Origin of the sequence: Microbacterium sp. MYb62 (assembly GCF_002979475.1) — a bacterium.
GTDB lineage: Bacteria > Actinomycetota > Actinomycetes > Actinomycetales > Microbacteriaceae > Microbacterium.
In genome coordinates, this window is sequence record NZ_PCOY01000014.1 from 35682 (window position 1) to 52750 (window position 17069).

The 17069-nt window shown below is 68.9% G+C and carries 19 protein-coding genes; 7 read left to right on the forward strand and 12 right to left on the reverse strand.

Annotation, left to right across the window (positions count from 1 at the left end; genetic code table 11):
* Positions 1–405: 405 nt before the first annotated feature.
* Entirely contained in the window at positions 406–750 is a 345-nt protein-coding gene (locus tag CQ042_RS20720; protein ID WP_258132255.1) for a hypothetical protein, read from the reverse strand.
* Positions 751–869: 119 nt separating this feature from the next.
* Entirely contained in the window at positions 870–2753 is a 1884-nt protein-coding gene (locus tag CQ042_RS13810; protein ID WP_181157574.1) for a DUF11 domain-containing protein, read from the reverse strand.
* A gap of 364 nt (positions 2754–3117) precedes the next feature.
* Here CQ042_RS13810 and CQ042_RS13815 point away from each other — a divergent pair, with 364 nt between their 5' ends.
* The gene (locus CQ042_RS13815; protein ID WP_105671027.1) at positions 3118–3708 is read left to right on the forward strand and encodes a hypothetical protein; all 591 of its coding nucleotides are present in this window, start codon (positions 3118–3120) and stop codon (positions 3706–3708) included.
* Between the two features lie 8 nt (positions 3709–3716).
* Here CQ042_RS13815 and CQ042_RS13820 read toward each other — a convergent pair whose 3' ends face one another.
* Positions 3717–4127, reverse strand: coding sequence for a VOC family protein (locus CQ042_RS13820; protein ID WP_105671077.1), 411 nt, complete (start codon positions 4125–4127; stop codon positions 3717–3719).
* A 10-nt stretch (positions 4128–4137) separates the two neighbouring features.
* The gene (locus tag CQ042_RS13825; protein WP_105671028.1) at positions 4138–4581 is read right to left on the reverse strand and encodes a helix-turn-helix transcriptional regulator; all 444 of its coding nucleotides are present in this window, start codon (positions 4579–4581) and stop codon (positions 4138–4140) included.
* A gap of 119 nt (positions 4582–4700) precedes the next feature.
* Here CQ042_RS13825 and CQ042_RS13830 point away from each other — a divergent pair, with 119 nt between their 5' ends.
* On the forward strand, positions 4701–5165 hold the full coding sequence (locus CQ042_RS13830; RefSeq protein ID WP_105671029.1) for a DUF1801 domain-containing protein: 465 nt from the start codon (positions 4701–4703) through the stop codon (positions 5163–5165).
* Between the two features lie 12 nt (positions 5166–5177).
* Positions 5178–5906 (forward strand): VOC family protein, encoded by a 729-nt coding sequence (locus CQ042_RS13835; RefSeq protein WP_146115401.1) that lies wholly within the window; start codon positions 5178–5180, stop codon positions 5904–5906.
* A gap of 27 nt (positions 5907–5933) precedes the next feature.
* Here CQ042_RS13835 and CQ042_RS13840 read toward each other — a convergent pair whose 3' ends face one another.
* The 4 genes from CQ042_RS13840 to CQ042_RS13855 all read right to left on the reverse strand — a co-directional run bounded on the left by CQ042_RS13840 (position 5934) and on the right by CQ042_RS13855 (position 10214).
* Complete coding sequence (locus CQ042_RS13840; RefSeq protein WP_105671031.1) at positions 5934–7259, reverse strand: threonine/serine exporter ThrE family protein; 1326 nt, start codon at positions 7257–7259, stop codon at positions 5934–5936.
* Between the two features lie 20 nt (positions 7260–7279).
* Entirely contained in the window at positions 7280–8635 is a 1356-nt protein-coding gene (locus tag CQ042_RS13845; protein WP_105671032.1) for an anaerobic C4-dicarboxylate transporter family protein, read from the reverse strand.
* On the reverse strand, positions 8632–9372 hold the full coding sequence (locus tag CQ042_RS13850; RefSeq protein ID WP_105671033.1) for a peptidase E: 741 nt from the start codon (positions 9370–9372) through the stop codon (positions 8632–8634). The genes CQ042_RS13845 and CQ042_RS13850 overlap by 4 nt, the downstream gene beginning before the upstream one ends.
* Positions 9373–9476: 104 nt before the next feature.
* A complete protein-coding gene (locus CQ042_RS13855) occupies positions 9477–10214 on the reverse strand; it encodes an SGNH/GDSL hydrolase family protein (protein ID WP_105671078.1) in 738 nt (245 codons plus the stop codon).
* Positions 10215–10307: 93 nt separating this feature from the next.
* Here CQ042_RS13855 and CQ042_RS13860 point away from each other — a divergent pair, with 93 nt between their 5' ends.
* The 4 genes from CQ042_RS13860 (at position 10308) to CQ042_RS13875 (ending at position 12867) form a co-directional block, all read left to right on the forward strand.
* Positions 10308–10514, forward strand: a complete 207-nt coding sequence (locus tag CQ042_RS13860; RefSeq protein ID WP_146115402.1) for a hypothetical protein — start codon at positions 10308–10310, stop codon at positions 10512–10514.
* 182 nt (positions 10515–10696) lie between these two features.
* Positions 10697–11830 carry an MFS transporter gene (locus tag CQ042_RS13865; RefSeq protein ID WP_105671035.1) on the forward strand — a complete coding sequence of 378 codons (1134 nt, stop codon included), beginning with the start codon at positions 10697–10699 and terminating at the stop codon, positions 11828–11830.
* A gap of 37 nt (positions 11831–11867) precedes the next feature.
* On the forward strand, positions 11868–12407 hold the full coding sequence (locus CQ042_RS13870) for a cytochrome C5 (RefSeq protein WP_105671036.1): 540 nt from the start codon (positions 11868–11870) through the stop codon (positions 12405–12407).
* Positions 12408–12432: 25 nt separating this feature from the next.
* The gene (locus tag CQ042_RS13875) at positions 12433–12867 is read left to right on the forward strand and encodes a hypothetical protein (RefSeq protein ID WP_105671037.1); all 435 of its coding nucleotides are present in this window, start codon (positions 12433–12435) and stop codon (positions 12865–12867) included.
* Here CQ042_RS13875 and CQ042_RS13880 read toward each other — a convergent pair.
* The 4 genes from CQ042_RS13880 to CQ042_RS13895 all read right to left on the reverse strand — a co-directional run bounded on the left by CQ042_RS13880 (position 12851) and on the right by CQ042_RS13895 (position 16981).
* Positions 12851–13855, reverse strand: coding sequence for a magnesium and cobalt transport protein CorA (locus CQ042_RS13880; RefSeq protein WP_105671038.1), 1005 nt, complete (start codon positions 13853–13855; stop codon positions 12851–12853). The genes CQ042_RS13875 and CQ042_RS13880 overlap by 17 nt on opposite strands.
* A gap of 362 nt (positions 13856–14217) precedes the next feature.
* On the reverse strand, positions 14218–15018 hold the full coding sequence (locus CQ042_RS13885) for an amidohydrolase family protein (protein ID WP_105671039.1): 801 nt from the start codon (positions 15016–15018) through the stop codon (positions 14218–14220).
* Positions 15015–15764 (reverse strand): amidohydrolase family protein, encoded by a 750-nt coding sequence (locus CQ042_RS13890; RefSeq protein ID WP_105671040.1) that lies wholly within the window; start codon positions 15762–15764, stop codon positions 15015–15017. The genes CQ042_RS13885 and CQ042_RS13890 overlap by 4 nt, the downstream gene beginning before the upstream one ends.
* The gene (locus tag CQ042_RS13895; RefSeq protein ID WP_105671041.1) at positions 15761–16981 is read right to left on the reverse strand and encodes an aminotransferase class III-fold pyridoxal phosphate-dependent enzyme; all 1221 of its coding nucleotides are present in this window, start codon (positions 16979–16981) and stop codon (positions 15761–15763) included. The genes CQ042_RS13890 and CQ042_RS13895 overlap by 4 nt, the downstream gene beginning before the upstream one ends.
* Between the last annotated feature and the right edge of the window lie 88 nt (positions 16982–17069).

Genomic DNA, 17069 nt, shown 5'->3' on the forward strand with positions numbered 1-17069 from the left:
TCGCCCACCGCTATCGGTGGTGCTGAGCATAGTGAGCAGGGTGCTCCGGCGGCAGTCCCAAAATCTCGCGCTGCGTGCGGGTTTCTCCATGGGAAGCATCGTCGCGGAGAGCCCCCGCCACGTCTCAGGGGGCGGCGGTGTCAGGCTGGATTCCGCGTGAACGGGTCGTCAGACGCCTGTTCGAGGGTCAGCCACTCCTCGTCGCGCACGTAGCCGAGCGGGTCGTTCGCCCGGATGATCGCCGCGTTCTCCGTTGATCCGCCAGTGCGGAACTGTGTGAACCCCTCGTCCCAGAGTGTGAGGTCGAGGTCGCCTTGACGGCGGCGCCGAGGCCGAACGCGCGCCACGAGCCGTGTACGACCGTGAAGTCGGTCTCCGCCTTCGGGCGGTCGCCGTCGAGGAAAGTCATCGCGACGAGAAGGCCGACGGCTCGAATGCCCCGAATGCACGTCGACGGTCAGTCGGTTCGGCCGTGCTCCGGACGAGGGGGGCGTGCTGCGTCGCGACGGAACCCGGGTAGTCCTGGATCGTTGTGCTGTCCAGCGTCAAGACCGCTTCGACGTCATCGGTCCCGAGCTCGCGCACCGATGCGCGGCCGTCGATCCGCCGCACGAGCCGAGTGAGACGGTTGCGGTCGATGAGAGCCGCGTCCAGTCGTGCCCCGAACGATCGAGCGATCACTCGCCAGCCGCGCGCCGAGAGCAGGTCACGCCGGGCGGATCCTGCCGGCAGCACGATCGTCGCCCTCATCGCCCCAGTCGGCCCCGTGCCCGGAAGCAGCTCTCCGTTCTGTGATGAACGGAGGGAGAGTGCGAGCGGAGGCCGGCGTGGGGCCCGCGCCGATTCCGACGCGGACCCCACGTCGACGATCACGCGCGGCGGCGGAGACCGATCAGCAGCAGCGTGCCGAGGGCGAGAAGCCCCGCACCACTCAGCGCCCAGAGTGGGGAGGCCTCAGCGCCCGTGCTGGCCAGCGACGTGCTGCCGCCCTTCTTCGGCTTCGTCGGCACATCCGGGGTCGGAGGGATCTCGGTGCTCGCGCACGACCGCGTCGCGTCATCGGCGCAGGGGTACTCGACCGTGGCCGGCGGGGTGCCCGGCGGCGGTGTCACGATGACACGGTTGGTGACGGTCCCCGCCGAGGCCGTCGCGTCGATGGTTGCGGTGATGTGCAGATCGACGCTGCTTCCCGCGGTGAGCGATGGGATGGTCCACGACACGACATCGTCGAGGCCGATTCCGCCGTTGTCCGCCGAGACGAACGTGACGCCATCGGGGAGAGCGTCGGTGACCGCGACGTTCGCGGCATCCGCGCCGCCGGTGTTCGCGACGCGGACCGTGTAGGTCAGGGTGTCGCCGATCGCCGCGGTGACACGATCGACCGTCTTCCCGAAGGTGATCGTCGGGGTCCCGGGGATCTCCGTGATCGCGCAGGAGCGGGTCGGGTCATCTTCGCAGGGGTGGTCGACCGCGGGCGGCGGGGTGCCGGGCGGAACCTCACCCGGGGGGTACTCGGTGCTCATCCGGTTGACGATGGTGTGGGGCTGCACGCCGGGATCGACCGTGACCTGGAACGTCATCGTGGCGGTCGCGCCGCGGGCGAGGGACGGGATCGTCCAGTCGATCGTCCCCGGTGCGGGGCCTGCGTAGGTTCCGGTGGGGACGCCGTCGAGGCGCGCGGTGCCGTCGACATAGGTCGCTCCAGCTCCCAGTGCGTCGTGCACGGGGACGTCGGTCAGATCCACGAGCCCCACGTTCTGCACGGTCAGGGTATAGGTGAGCACGCCGCCCGACATGGACTGGGCCTGGTCGACGACCTTGCCGAAGCGCAGCGCGGGCAGCGGTTGGATCGCACCGCACTGGGCAGCATCTCCGTTGCCGATCGGCCCGATGTTCGACACCAGGGTCGCGGCCAGCGGTTCGCCGCCGTCGACGGCGGCCGTGCGATTGATCGCGTACACGTCGCCGGTGCCTATCCGGACGGCGTAGATGTTGGCGTTGGCATCGGCGTACATGCCGATGTACTGCGCGACGGGCAGATTCGCGACCACGCCGTAGCCGGTCACCACGCCGGACCTGTTGATCGCGACCAGGTGACTGCCAGGAGCGTCGGTGACGCTCCAGAAGGAGTCGGTACCAGGGATGTAGGTGAAGTCGCTCTCGCCGACGTCCTGCTGCGGGTCGATCATCGAGACGACGACACCGGTCGGTCGGGTGGTGGCGGTGCCGGGAGTGATGGCGATCTCGTACAGCGGACCCGTGTGCGTGCCGCCGTCGGAGGTGCGTGCCGCGACCCAGTAGTGGCCGTCTTCGTCGAAGTCGCCGATGGGGTAGCTCGGTGCGTTGAGGAACGGGAGCGAGCCGAGGTTGTTGTTCGCCGGTGTCGGTGCCACCACCCCGGGCCCGGACAGCTCGACCTGCTCGTAGGTGCCGTCGGCGGCGATCCGCCAGATCGTCCCGTTCGTAGCGGCCGGCGCGGGGCCGGCGCCCGGTCCACCCGTCTCCATGCGATAGGTGCCGTAGAGGTGACCGTCCTCGGGGTTGTAGCCGGCGGAGTTGAAGGCGTACCCGTTGGCGGTCGGCGTGTTCGGGCTCTGCGCGCCGGCTGCGAGATCGAGGGAGATGATGCCTCGATCCGCGGGAGCCTGCTCCTTCATGAGGAGGGCCCGGCCGTTGCAGGCCGAGCCGTCGGCGTTCAGGAAAGGCGCGCCCTCACTGGCGGATGCCGGTGCGGGGAACAGTACTGCGGCCACCGCGAGGAGCAGAGCGGCGGCTGTCGTGGCGGTGGCGCCTCGGGCGGAAGTGCGTCGGGCGGAGGTGCGTGAGCGGTTGTCTCGCGCTGACGAGATCCTCGTGGGTGGTGCGGCTTCTTGTGGCATGCGGAGTCCCTTCGTCGGACGTGTCGGATCGGATGCGTGCGAACTTCGATGCGGCGGTACCGGAGACGAGGTTCGTATGGCAGAAGCTGCATGTCCTGACCATCGACTTCGTTCTTACGTGTAACACACTACTCATGTGGATGCGAATCCGGGCAAGTCGTGCAGATCCACGCGGGTGGTACCGTGTCGCCATGATCGTGAGCCTCGACGGAGCGCCCGTCCCTCTCCGGTGGCTCCGATGATGCTCACGGATGCGGTGGCGCGAGGTGTGGCGAGCGGCTCGGTGACACTCGCCTTCCGCCGCTGGAGCCGTGCGCGCGTCCGGCCGGGGGACCGTTTCCTCTCCTCGGCCGGCATCATCGAGATCGTCTCGATCGCCGAGACGGCGGCGGCGCGCATCACCGAAGACGATGCGCGCGCGGCCGGTGTGCGGACGACGGCGTCCCTGCTGTCGACGTTCCGCGGACAGGCCACGGATCCCGTCTTCCGCATCGGACTCGCCTGGGTCGGCCCGGATCCCCGGATCGCGCTCGCCGAAGACGCCGAACTCGCCGATGCCGATCGTGAGGAGATCGATGCCCGCTTGGCCGGACTGGATCGCTCGAGCGCCGTAGGCGCGTGGACCCGCGGCGCGCTGGAATCGATACGCGATCACCCGGGCGTCCCCGCGGAAGCACTCCGCGGGGACCTGCCCAAAGACGTCTTCAAGCGCAGCATCCGAAAGCTGAAGGAGCTCGGACTCACCCGGAGCCTGACGATCGGCTACGAGCTGTCCCCGCGCGGACACGCGTATCTGCGCGGTCCGGGCGCTGCGGGCGATGCGGGCTGAGCCCGCGATCAGTCGATCTGATTGACCCGGATGAGGTTCCCGGCCGGGTCGCGGAACGCGCAGTCGCGCACGCCGTAATCCTGATCCGTGGGCTCCTGGACGATGTCCGCCCCTCCCGCCTCCATGCGCTCGAAAAGGGCGTCGAGGTCGTCGGACCCGAGGGTGACGCCGCCGTAGACGCCCTTCGCGATCAAGGTGAGGATCGTCTCGCGCTCCTCGTCGGTGATGCCGGGGTCGACGGCGGGCGGCTGGAGCACGATCGAGGTGCCCGGCTGGCCGACAGGACCGACCGTGATCCAGCGCATGTCCTCGTATCCGACATCCTTGCGGACCTCGAAGCCGAGCAGATCGCGGTAGAAGCCGAGGGCGGCCTCGGCGTCGGTGTGCGGAAGGAAGGCGTAGTGGATTGTGACGTTCATGCCGCCCACGCTAGACGGATCGGGCGACGCGTACTTCTTGATTCCTGACCGGTCTGGTCACATGCTTCGCGAGGCACGGCGGGATGCCGTCGAGGGACCGCGAGGGGTCGTCGCGATATGTGCGGGGGGAGACGCCCACGAGCTCCGAGAACCGGGTGCTGAAGGTGCCGAGCGATGAGAACCCCACGGTGAAGCAGACGTCGGTGATCGAGAGATCGCCGCGACGCAGCAGGGTCATCGCCCGTTCGATGCGCCGGGTCATCAGATACGAGTACGGCGATTCGCCGTAGATCCGGCGGAACTCCCGACTCAGATACCCGGGGGACAGGTGCACGGCCCTGGCCAGATCCTCCACGTTCAGCGGAGACGCGTACTCCCGATCCATCCGGTCGCGCACGCGGCGGATCACGACGATCGCGCGTCGATCGGTCGTCGCGGTACCGGGGGACTCCATGCGTCCATCCTGACAGCCATCGCGCGGCGACGGCGGGAAGAGGTACGGAATCGAGAAGTCCTGAACCGTCTTCGCTCTTAGCCTGGGCAGCATCCCATTCAGATCAGGAGGTGGAACCGATGTCGGAGAAAGACGTCAACACCGGATTCTCGGCCGAGGAGCGCGCCGCGATGAAGGACAGGGCGACCGAGCTCAAGGCGGAGGCGCGACGCGCGAAGGGCGCGGAGAAGGCGGCCGCAGAGGAAGCGGATGTGCAGGCGAAGATCGCTCAGATGCCCGACGGCGACCGTGAGATGGCGGAGCGTGTGCACGCGATCGTATCGACGGTGGCCCCCGACCTCGCCCCGAAGCTGTACTACTCGCAGCCCGGCTACGCGCGCGACGGCAAGGTGGTGTGCTTCTTCCGCAGCGGGCAGATGGACAAGGAGCGGTACTCGACCTTCGGGTTCAGCGTCCACGCCGATCTCGACACGGATGACGGGCTCTGGCCGACGGCCTACGCGCTGCAGGATCCCTCCGAGCAGGCGTGGGAGCGCCTCGGCGAAGTCGTGCGTCACGCGACGCGTGCCGCCGCGGGGGGCTGAGGGGTGGCCGGCATGAGTTCCGCACTCCACTCGATCACGATCGTCGGCGATCAGGTGCAGGAAGCCGCAGAATTCTATGGGCGAACCTTCTCGGCACCGACGGTGCAGGACGGGGCGTCGGTGGACGTGGACCTGCACGGGGTCGGTCGACTCCGGCTGGAACCCGGCGCCGGTGCGGCGGAGGGATTCCCCGGGTTCGTCGTCACCTACATCCTCGCCCAACCGGGTGAGGTGCGCGCGGTCATGGAGGCCGCCGCGCGGCACGGGGCGGAGATCCTCAAGCCCGCCAAGAAGGCGCTGTTCGGTTCGTTCGCCGGCAGCTTCCGCAGCCCGGACGGTGTGATCTGGAAGCTCGCCTCGCAGTCGAACAAGGACACGACCGCGCCTTCGCCGTCGCCGAAGCCGCTGGAGACGACGGTCATCCTCGGGGTCTCCGATCCGAAGAAGTCGGTGCCGTTCTACGTCGCCCTCGGGATGACGAAGGATCGCGACTACGGCAGCAAGTACATCGACTTCCTGCCGGAGGAGGGGTCCGTGCGCCTCTGCCTGATGCAGAGTCCCGTGCTCGCGAAGGATGTGGGCCATCGGGGGAGACGCGTCGACACTCCGCCGCTCACCCTCGTCCGGCGATCGACGGTGACCGACGGCGGCGCCGCGACCCCGGTCGACGGAGACGCCGAGACCGTGACCGACCCGGACGGCTTCCGATGGGCGGCGTCCGACGAACAGCCTGCGCGCTGACTCGATGTCGGTCGTTCTGACCGTGCGTCATCGATCGGCACCGCGGCGCCAGGGCGCCGTGAGCCGTGACCACAGCGTCGGTGCCGAGGAGGAGTCGTCGGCGGCAGGGAGCGCGACCGCGAACTGCACGATCTCCTCGGCGCCGTGGTGGGCGACGCGGTAGAGGGCGGTGCCGATGAGCACGCCGAGAGCGATCGACATGACCGAGATCAGGGCGGCGGTGAAATCCGAGAGGCCTCCGTCGGTCGCGACGGCCTCGGTGAGGCCGACCAGTCCGGCGGCACCGGGGACCAGCAGCCAGAACGCCGGGAGGAAGGTGAGCTGCGAGGGGGCTCCGTGTCGGAGGGTCGCGATCCAGAGCACCACGGGGGTCATGGCGACGGCGCCGACGAAGCCGCCCACCGTGGTGCCGACGAACTCCGTCCCCGCCCACTGGCCGGCGTAGGCCACGACGAGCGCGAGCAGCACCCACCCGAAGGTCGACGGCGGCGCGGAGAAGTGCAGGTAGTTGCCGAGTGCGAACACGAGGATCCCGATGAACGCCACCCACCACGGCAGCGGCGCACCCGCATCCAGGGGCTCGTACCGCGACGAGTCGACGCCGACGACGGTGCCGGCGGCGAGGATTCCGAATGCGAGCAGGGCCAACTGGACGAAGCCGTAGACCAAGCGAGAGGCCCCCGAGATCATCTGGCCCGCGGCGAGTTCGACGGTGGCACTCGTGAGCACACCCCCGGGCAGGAACGTGACCAGCGGCGCGATGAGCAACCGGATCGGATCGCCGATCTCGATCACCTCTGCCAGGAGGAAGACGGCGGTCGCGCACACGAAAGCTGCGGCCACCGGCATGATCAGCTGCAGCGTCGGCGAACGGACCAGCTTGAGCAGTCCGATCCCCGCGCCGAGCACGAAGGCGACGATGACGCCCTGCCAGGTCGGCGCCAGAAGCAGGGCGAGTCCGGTCGTCAGCACCGCGTGTCCCAGCGTCCGAGTGACCCAGCCGAGCCTCGGCCGCATCGCGCCGATCTCGTTCAGGCGTCGGATCCCGTCCAACGGCGGGATCGACCCGGTCTTCGCCTGCGCGATGAGTTCGTACAGCGCGGCGATCTGATCGAAGCGGAACGAGGCGTTGGTAGCCGAACGGATCGCGACGCGCGACTCCTCGGACTCTCCGCTCTCGATGAGGATGATGGTCGGCAGCACGACGAAGTCCGCATCGTCGCCGCCGTACGCCGCCGCCACCTCGGTCATGATGTCGCGGATGCGATCGACCGACTCGGCTGAGGCGTTCATCCCCTGCGCCAGCCCCAGCAGGAACTGCCGGAGTGTCGCCCGATCGACGCTGTCCGTCATGTCGAGGACCGCCGGTCAGCTCAGGTGAACAGGAACGAGAGCGGAACCCCGACGACGATCGCGACGCCGATGTAGATGAGGTTCGGCAGCTGGAACGAGTGGTCGAAGACGAACTTTCCCATCTTCGTCGTGCCCGTCTGGTCGAAGGCCACCGTCGCGACCTGGCTGCCGTTGGCCGGCAGCGTGTAGATGCCCATCGCCGCGGGCCACAGTCCGACCAGGAGCGAGGCGGGCAGTCCGATCGTGATGCCGATCGGGACGATCGCATTCGTCGCGCTCGACTGACTCGTGGTGAGCATCGCGACGGCGAACAGCGCCAGCGCGAAGAGCAGCGCGCCCAGGAACGCCGACGATCCGGAGACCACCGACCCCAGCCCGTCGACGATCAGCGTCTGGTTCGCGGCGACGAACGTGTTGGCGAGCCAGGCGATGCCGAAGAGCGCGATCGCACCGACGATTCCGGCGGGGAACGTGGGCTGCTTGGGGACGTCGGCGGCCTTGACCTTGCAGAACACGAAGATCAGGGCGGCGATGATGCCCATGACGACCTCGATGATGACCGTGACGCTGAGGCGCACCGGGTCTCCGGCGTCGTCGGTCCCGATGACCGGACGCAGCCCTTCGAAGAGGCCGAAGAGCACGATCACGCCGACACCGGCGAGGAACAGCGAGGCCGAGAGCACGGCGGTCGGAGACAGCTTCTTCTCGTGGGCGTCGGTCTCCGGCGGCTTGATCAGGTGCTCGGACAGACGGCGCTGGAACTCCGGGTCGTCTTCGAGGTCCTTGCCGTGTCGCATCATGACCAGGGCCGCGACGAAGAGTCCGATGATGGATGCCGGCCACATGATGAGCAGCAGTCCGCCGAGGTCGACCCCCTGCGGCGCGAGCAGCACGACCATCGAGGCCGTCGCGGCGGACACGGGCGAGCAGAGGATGCCGACCTGCGAGGCGACGGCCGAGACCGAGAGCGCCCGCTCCGGACGGATCTTCTGCTGGTACGAGACGTCGTAGATGACGGGCAGCAGGGGATAGAAGATGTTGCCCGTTCCGGCGCCGACCGTGAAGAGGAACGACATCGCCGGGGCGAGGAACACCACGGATCTCGGGCGTCGCCTGATCACCTTCGCGGCGACGGACACCATCCAGTCGATGCCGCCTGCCGCCTGCATGGTCGAGGCCGCGGTGATCACCGTGATCACGATGAAGACCGCGTCGACCGGGGCGTTGCCCGGCGCCTCGCCGAAGACGAAGATGAGCACGGCGACGCCGACCAGGCCCCAGACCCCGAGGCCGATCCCGCTCGTGCGGGTGCCCATGTAGATCGCGCCGATGACGATGATCAGCTGCGCGAGGAGGATCCACACGTTGTCGTTCATGACGACGGTCCCTTCGTGATCGGTGCGGATCCCGTGAGGACCTTGGTCGGTAGTGCGGTCTCGACGATCTTCCCGTCGATGGCTTCGACCCGCAGAGCCAGGGCGTCTTCGACCGGGCTGATCGCGGTGACGAAATCGGAGTTCTCGAAATGCAGCGACTGCAGGTTGCCGACCGCGTATCCGGTCGAGAGCTCCCCGCTCAGAAGGGAGGCGTGGAAGAGCGGACGGCGCTGGTCCTCGGCGTCGTAGTGCGGGCAGAAGCTTCCGTGCAGGAAGCCGAGTCCCTCGGGCAGCACCTGGAGCGTCGGACCGTAGCTGTCGGTGGTGCCGCCCTCGAACCAGCAGATGCCGCCGGCGCTGCCCCCGGTGAACACGACGTTCGATGCGGGGTCCTCCCACATCTCGCGCATGATCTCGTCGAGGCCCTGCCGCTTCCAGACATCCAGCATGTTCGCGGTGTTGCCGCCTCCGACGTGGATCACGTCGAACCCCTTCACGAAGCCGGCGAGGTCGTCGACCGCACGATGGAACAGCGGGAGATGGTGCGGCGCGCAGCGGTCGGAGTCATAGGTGGAGTAGAAGCTCAGGATGTAGGCGGCATCGTCGCCGGTGGCCGTGCCGACGAAGAGGACCCGCGGCCGCTCCCTGCCGGTGAGCTCGAGGATGTAGTCGTGCGTCGGATCGTTCCGACGTTCCATCATGGCCTTCCCGGCCCCGGTTGCGACGACGTGCGACATGCCCCCACCTCTCGACGACTGCGAATGCGCTCAACCTACTGGTGCGTCGAGCCCACCGTCCAGGGGATCTTCGTCCTGAAAGGGTGAGGGGTGATCCGCCGCTGTCAGGGGTTCAGCCGGCTGTTCGCGACCAGACCCTCGAGCAGGGGGAACGTGCGGGCACGCGGGCCTGCGGGGCGGATGCCGAGGGCGTTCGCGAGTTCGACCGCCAGGGCGGCGTGGCCCACCGTGTTCGGGTGGAACGGGTCGTTCATGAGGCCCCACGGCACCCCGCCGGCGCCGAGCTCGGCGAAGCGCGCGTACTGGTCGACGAGGATCACGTCCTCGCTCGCGGCGACCTGGCGCACGGCCTCCGCGAACTCTCCGATCCGCGCACGCTCCGGGGCGTTGCACACGTCGACCGCCGGCGGCGTCTGCAGCACCGGCACGGCGCCGAGCGCGCGCACGCGCGTCACGAACTCCCGCAGCGAGGCGGCGTACTCGGTCGACGTGATGACAGGCCGCGGGCCGCCGTCGGAGGCATCGTTCGTGCCGATCATCAGGGTGACGACGTCGGGGTTCCACGAGGCGACCCGACGGTCCCAGTCGTCGAGGAGGTCGACGATGCGGTTGCCGCTGACCGCGGTGTTGAGCACGACGTCGCGGACGCGCTCCAGCTCGCCGCGGATCAACTCGTGCAGATGCTCCGGGTAACTGCGCCCGCCCTGCGTGTGCACCAGACCGTGGGTGATCGAGTCTCCCGTGATGACCCAGTTCATCGGAGCGGAATCGGTCAACGCGGCGGCGAGGCGGCGGAGATCGGAAGCGGCGGATGCGGGAGCGGAGGATTCGGCGTTCGGCACGGATCCGAGCCTATCGGCGACCGCCCGAGACGACGCCACGGTTTTCGTCCTCGCTTCTCGCACGTCCACGGGTGACCACGTATCATTTCACCCATGTGGACATCCCGATGGTACTTTCTCATGGCCGCGGTGATGCTCTTCGCCCTGAGCATGGTCATCTCCACCTGGCCCGAGAAGGTGGAGTGGTACTCCGTCTTCACCGTCGTCGTGGTCTCCTTGGCGCTCGTCCTCGCACTGGTGCGGGGCTTCGGCGAGTGGCGCAAAGAGAAGGAACGCGCGAAGGTCCCCGAACAGGACTGACCGGGAGGACAGGCCGGTCCCTGTTGTGCGTGGGATACGGTGAACGGGTGAGCCCTGAGTCGGACAGACCGTAGATCGCGGGTCGAGTGCACGTCGTGCGCTCCCCGCATCCTCGTCGACCGTTCCCCTCTGCCGCGTGACGCGCCTCTGAGCGCGCGCGGCTCCGTCCGTCTGGATGCTCCATGCCTTTTCTCATCCCTGTCCTCGCCCTGGCGATCTTCGCCCAGGGCACCAGCGAGTTCATGCTCGCCGGCCTCCTTCTCCCGATCTCCTCCGACCTGGGCGTCGACGCGTCCACGGCGGCGCTCCTGACCCCCGCCTTCGCGATCGGCATGGTCATCGGGGCCCCGATCATGGCCGTGTTCGCCAGTCGCTGGCGTCCGCGTCGCACGCTGGTGCTGCTGCTCGTGATCTTCCTCGCGGCACACGTGTTCGGCGCCCTCGTGTCGTCGTTCTGGCTGCTCCTGCTCAGCCGGATCCTCGCCGCGCTCGCGAACGCCGGGTTCCTCGCGATCGCCCTGGCGACCGTGCGGGGCATCGTCACGCCGATGCAGACGACCCGCGCCGTCGCGATCCTTCTCGCCGGGACCACCCTGGCCACGATCGTCGGCGTCCCCGCCGGTGCTCTGCTGGCGGAGGCCTTCGGCTGGCGCTCCACGTTCTGGGCCGTGGTGCTGCTGTGCGTTCCCGCCGTCGTCGCGCTGCTCCTGGACCGGACTCTCAGCGCCGTCCCGCGCTCGCCGCAGATCCGACTGCGCGGGGAACTCGCAGAGCTGCGTCGCCGCCCGGTGCTCGCGGCCGTGGTGCTCGCCGTGCTCGTGAACGCCGCGACCTTCGGGGTCTTCACGTTCCTCGCCGTCATCGGTGTGGATGCCGGAATCACATCGTCGGGGATCCCGTTGCTGTTGGCCGCTTTCGGCATCGGCGCCTTCCTGGGCGTGACGGCCACCGGGCGCTGGGCGGCTCGCTCCGCTCACGCGTGGGTCGTCGTCGGCGGTTCGGTCACGACCGTGGCCTGGCTGGTGTTCGGTCTGTGCGTCAGCTCCGTGCCGGTGGTGTTCGGCGGGGCGCTGATCGGTGGGCTGCTGTCGTTCGCCGTCGGCTCGGCGCTCATCGCCCGCATCGTCGGCCAGGCATCGGAGGCTCCGGTGCTCGGCGGTGCGTACGCCACGGCAGCGCTGAACCTCGGTGCGGTCGGCGGACCCGTCCTCGCCGGCATCGCCTACTCCGCGATCGGTGCGTCTGGAATCCTGTTCGTCGCGGCGATCCTCACGGCGGCGGCTGTGGCTTGCACTCCCCTGCTCCGTGGACGATGACCGCCCGGTCGTCCGCTCGATGCGAAAGACTGGACGTATGACTTCGCCTGCGCTCGACACCCTCCTGGCCCGCATCGTCGAGAGCGGGTTGCTCGAAGACCCGGTCGCAGAGAACGGTCTCGTGTACGGGCGGGCGAGCATCGATGCGGCGGGCACCGTCGTGAACGTGAACGTCGATCCGGAACTCGAGGACGATGACGAGCACGACGACGACGTCGACCACGGGGCTCTGATCGCGGCGGTCTCGCGCATCTTGTCGGTGGGGGAATCACGCTGGCGGGCGGTGATCGACGAGGTCGCCACCGACATCGACGATGCCGTCGACGACGAGCCCGTCATCGAGCAGATCGACCTGCGTGATGATCTCGAGGCCACATCTGTCGTCGTCTTCGCCGATGCCGTGCTGCTCGCGTTCCTCGCGCCCAAGCAGTTCCCCGAATCGCGGATCCTCGTGCAGCTGGATGAGGATCTCGAGGTCGACGGTGTCGAGGTGCGCGAGCTCGACGGCACGGAGAGCGTCGACCTGGAGGACCTGGAGGACCTGCTCGACGAGATCACCGGACGGGACGAGGGCTGAGCGGCGGCGGCAGCCCGGTCGCCTCGTGGCCCTGAGTTCTCCGTCCGGCCCGGCGACGACACGTCGCCGGGCGAATCCGAGCGCACTGCTGTCCGTGCTCGGATCCGCAGCGGTCGGCTGCGTCGTGACCTGGTGGATCACGGTCGCCCAGCGGGTCCCCGTGCAGTCCGACGCCGATCTCGCGTCCGTCCGATTCGGCTTCCCGTTTCCGTGGGTGACGCAGGACCATTCGTCGAACCCGTTCATCGAGTACCCGAACGACGTGGTCCTGCGGCTGACCGGTCGCACGGGGATCAGCTATCCGACCGGCTACGAATGGCTGCCGTTCGTCGGTGATGCCGCGATCTGGGGCGGCGTGTTCTGGGCCGTCGGAATGGTCGGGATCCCCGCGATCTTCCGATCCATCCGGAGCAAGCGGAGGGGTTCCGTCCCGCCCCCGCCGCTCACAACCACTTCTTGAACTTGAAGACGCCGAACAGGCCGACCGCGAAGGCCGCCATGGCACCGATGGCCATCGGGTAGCCGAAGGCCCAGTGCAGTTCGGGCATGACGTCGAAGTTCATCCCGTACACGGTGCCGACCAGTGTCGGGGCGAAGATGATCGCCGCCCAGGAGGAGATCTTCTTGATCTCGTCGTTCTGCGCGAGCCCGGCCTCGGTCTGACGACGGGCGACCAGTGCGGAGTGCACGGTCAGTGCGTTCTCGAGGATCGCCCGGAACGAGTCGACCCGCTCGTTGACGCGGATCGTGTGGTCGAGCACATCGCGCAGCGACCGCTGCAGCTCTTCGTCGATGCGGTACTTCTCCGACCCCCGACGCAGCCACTCCAGCATCCCGCTCAGGGGGTGCACGGCCCGCTGAAAGTTTATGACCTCGCGGGACAGCTCGTAGATGCGACGGGAGAGCGCGCTGTCGTCGTCGCCATCGCCGAAGAGCTGGTCCTCGATCTCGTCGATGTCGTTCAGCAGACCGGCCACGATCGGCTCATAGCCGTCGACGACCTCGTCGAGGATCGCATAGAGCACGGCCTCCGGGCCCATCGAGAGAAGCTCGGGGTGGGCCTCCATCCGCATCCGCACGGCGGCGAGGTTCGGCGACTCGGCGTGCCGGATCGTCACCACGAAGTCGGGGCCGACGAACAGGTGCAGCTCGCCGAACTCGATCGACTCCTGCTCGTCGCGGTAGCGGGCGGGCCGCAGCACCGCGAACAGGGTGTCGCCGTAGCGCTCGACCTTCGAGCGCTGGTGGCCGGAGAGCGCATCCTCGACGGCGAGTGGATGCAGGTCGAACTCGCGAGCGACGGACGCCACTTCCTCGGGGCTGGGCCGGTACAGGCCGATCCAGGCGATCCCGCCGGCGGCATCCAGCATCCGGTAGGTCTCGTCCAGGTTCTTCGGGGTCTCCACGCGACGTCCGTGGACGTACACGCCGTTGTCGATGAGCGCCATGATGCGGCTCCGTTCTCGCAGGTGCACGGCAGCAGAGAGCTCCGTGCGCGGATTCGTCAGGGGGCGGATGACGCCGCCGACGGCTGCGGGAAGGACGTGCGAAAGCGGACCCGAAGGTCAACGCGCTAGCGCAGGGAGTCGCGACGCAGCGAAGGCGGCGTCGTAACTATCATCGGACATCGCCATCACCGCCTTTCGGGACTCTTCGGGGTCGGACGACCCAACGCGCCAGCATACTCCTGCCGGCTGGGCGCGGAGTACAGGATGACGCGGGCGAAAACGGAGATGATCTGCTGTGCGGGCGGCGGGGCGTGGCTCGACACGCGGAGCTGAACCCCTTTCGTCCGGGTTTCGGACGACGCTCAGGTCACGATCGCGGCGGCGTTCCCGGACGTGATCGCCTGCAGCGCCTCGACCGGGAGCGTGGATGCCGCGAGTTGCAACGCCGTCGCCTCGGCAGTCTGCACGGGGAACGCACTCCCGAAGACCCAGCGCTCCGGGTCGTCGCCGAAGCGGTCGGCGACGTGCGTCGGCCCGTTGACGTGCCAGAGATCGAGCCGCAGCCACTCCGGCGCGGCATCGCCGAGATGGCGGTTCAGCTCGATCCAGTCCGCGCGATTCAGCCCGCTCAGCAGCAGCGGATGCGCGGGGCTCTCCCGCACGAGGTCGGCGATGCGATGCACGTCGAGGTCGATCGCGGGGGAGAGCGGATGCCGCACCCTGGCGTCGTCGAGCCGGGCGATCAGCTGCAGTGGCAGACCCCGCTCGACGCACGCGTCGAGCACCGGACGCACGCTCGCGACCTCGTACCGGTGGAAGCCGGGAGCGACGCGGACGCCCTCAGCCCCGGCATCCACGGCGTCGTCGAGGTCGTCGAGCCAGGCTGCGTCGCGTGGGTCGATCGTCGCGAACACCCGGAACAGCGGGTCGCCCGCGCACGCGGCGAGCACGGCCTCGTTGCCCGAGCGGGTGTCGAAGCCGAAAAGCGATGCGAGGTGCGAGACCCAGAGCGAGCGCAGTCCGAGGCCGTCGGCGTAGGCGCGCAGGGCCGGGGCATCCGCGGCGGCCGACAGCCGGTACGGCCACTGTCCGAGGAAGCACGTGGTGTCGGTCGCGCCGAGGTCGGCGAAGGCGCGCAGCATCCGATGTGCGTGCGCGGTCATGCCGCCACCTCCGCGAGCCAGCGGGCGACGGTGCCGCCGAACACGCGCTCCTCCGTGTCGGCGTCGAGCCCTGCACCGAGAACCTTGCCCACGTTGGCCGCGAGGTCGATGTGGTGCAGGTCGGAGCCGAAGACCACCCGATCGGGTCCGAGGCGCTCGACGGCCAGTGCCACCTCGCCCGCGCCGATGATCGTGCCCGAGGTGTCGACCGCGACGTTGGGGACGGAGCGGACGGTGTTCACCGCCGACTCCGGCTGTCCTCCGAGGTGCGCCATCAGGAAGCGCACCTCGGGGTGGCGGCGGGCGGCGGCCGCGATGTGGTCTGCCGTGGACTCGTAGGGGAAGCGGCCGACGGTCTTGCGCCACGCGTGCGCCAGCACGATCAGGCGGTGCTCCGCGGCATACTCGAGGATCGGATCCGCGAGCGGGTCGTCGGCGAGGGTGGCGATCCAGAGCTTGATGCCGATCATCCCGCGGTCCTCCACATTGCGCCGCAGATCGTCGAGACTCTCGCGTCCGAAGCGCGGGTTGACGTAGCAGTACCCTCGCAGCCGGTCGGGGTGGCGTCGCAGTTCTCCGGCCAGCACGGCGTTCATGTCCCGCACTTCACCGAGGCTCGGGTGCGGCTGGAAGGCCCCGATGTTGCTGCACAGGAACAGATCGACGCCGAGCCGCTCGCCGACCTCGAACACGTGCGGGTCGAAACGCCCCTCGTCGAGGTGCGTGTGGGCGTCGATGCCGATCATGGCGCTGCCGTCTCCCGGAGGGCGTCGGCGACCCGACGCAGGGTCTCGTCGATGTCGTCGTCGGTGTGCGCAGCGTTGACGTAGACGACCCGGTAGAAGGAGAGGCCGTGGCGGAATGCCGCGCGCAGGAAGCCGTGGAGCTCGGCGTCGGATCCCACGAACTGCGGGCAGGCCGGATGACCGACGAGCCGGATGCCGGAGCCCGCCTCGACGAACAGCGCGTTCATGCCTTCCTGCAGTCGTGTTCCGGATGCGTGGAGTCGGGCGATGACATCGCGGTCGCGGATCGCGGTCATCGTCGCGGTCGCGGCCGCGAGCGACAGGGTCTCGCCGCCGTACGTCGACGTCACGACCACCTCTCCGCGATCGAGCACGCCGAGGACCTCGCGCCGCCCGCAGTAGATCGCCAGCGGCATTCCATTCGCGATCCCCTTGCCGAACACCGACAGGTCGGGGAGCACGCCGGTGGCCTCTGCCATTCCGCCGAGGGCCACGCGGAACCCGGTGACCATCTCGTCGTAGGCGAGCAGGGCACCGTGGCGATCGGCGAGCTCGCGCAGATAGCGATAGAACGTCGTCGCCTCGGGAATCGCGGGATAGTCGGCGGCGACGAGGACGACCGCGATCTCCGAGCCTCGGGTGAGGAACAGGCGGTCCAGCGCCGCACGGTCCTCCCACTCGACCGCATGGTGCAGGGCGGCGAGAGCGGCCGGAACCCCGGGAACCGCATCCGACGTCGCGCCCGGGAGAACCCTGGCACCTGCCGCGAGGGAGTTGAGCCAGCCGTTGTAGCCGATCTGCACGACGCGGTCGCGCCCGGTGTGCGCGCGGGCGATGCGGATCACGGCGGCCAGCGCCTCTCCGCCCGTCTTCAGGAATCGTGCGGCCTCCGCGCCCGGCACGAGCGTGCAGAACAACTCGGCCGTCGTCGTCTCGAGCGGGTGCGGGTGACCGAACAGGATGCCGTCGTCGAGCTGCGCGCGGATCGCGGCGTCGACCGTCGGGTCGGCGTACCCGAGCGTCACCGGGCCGAGCGCGCATCGGTAGTCGATGAACTCGCGGCCGCGATCGTCCCAGACCCGGCACCCCCGCCCGCGGACGATGACCTCGGGCTCCTCCGGCAGAAGTGCGGGTGCCTTGGAGTTCGTGCTCGACCCGACCGGCATCACGGCCAGAGCGCGCTCTCGCCATCCGGTGGTCGTCTCGGGGGTGTGCATGCCTGGCCTCTCTGCCGTGGTGAACCGCGTTCGAATCGCGCGACCGGTGCCGTTTCAGCCGGAACCGCAGCCGATCGAGCGATTCGAA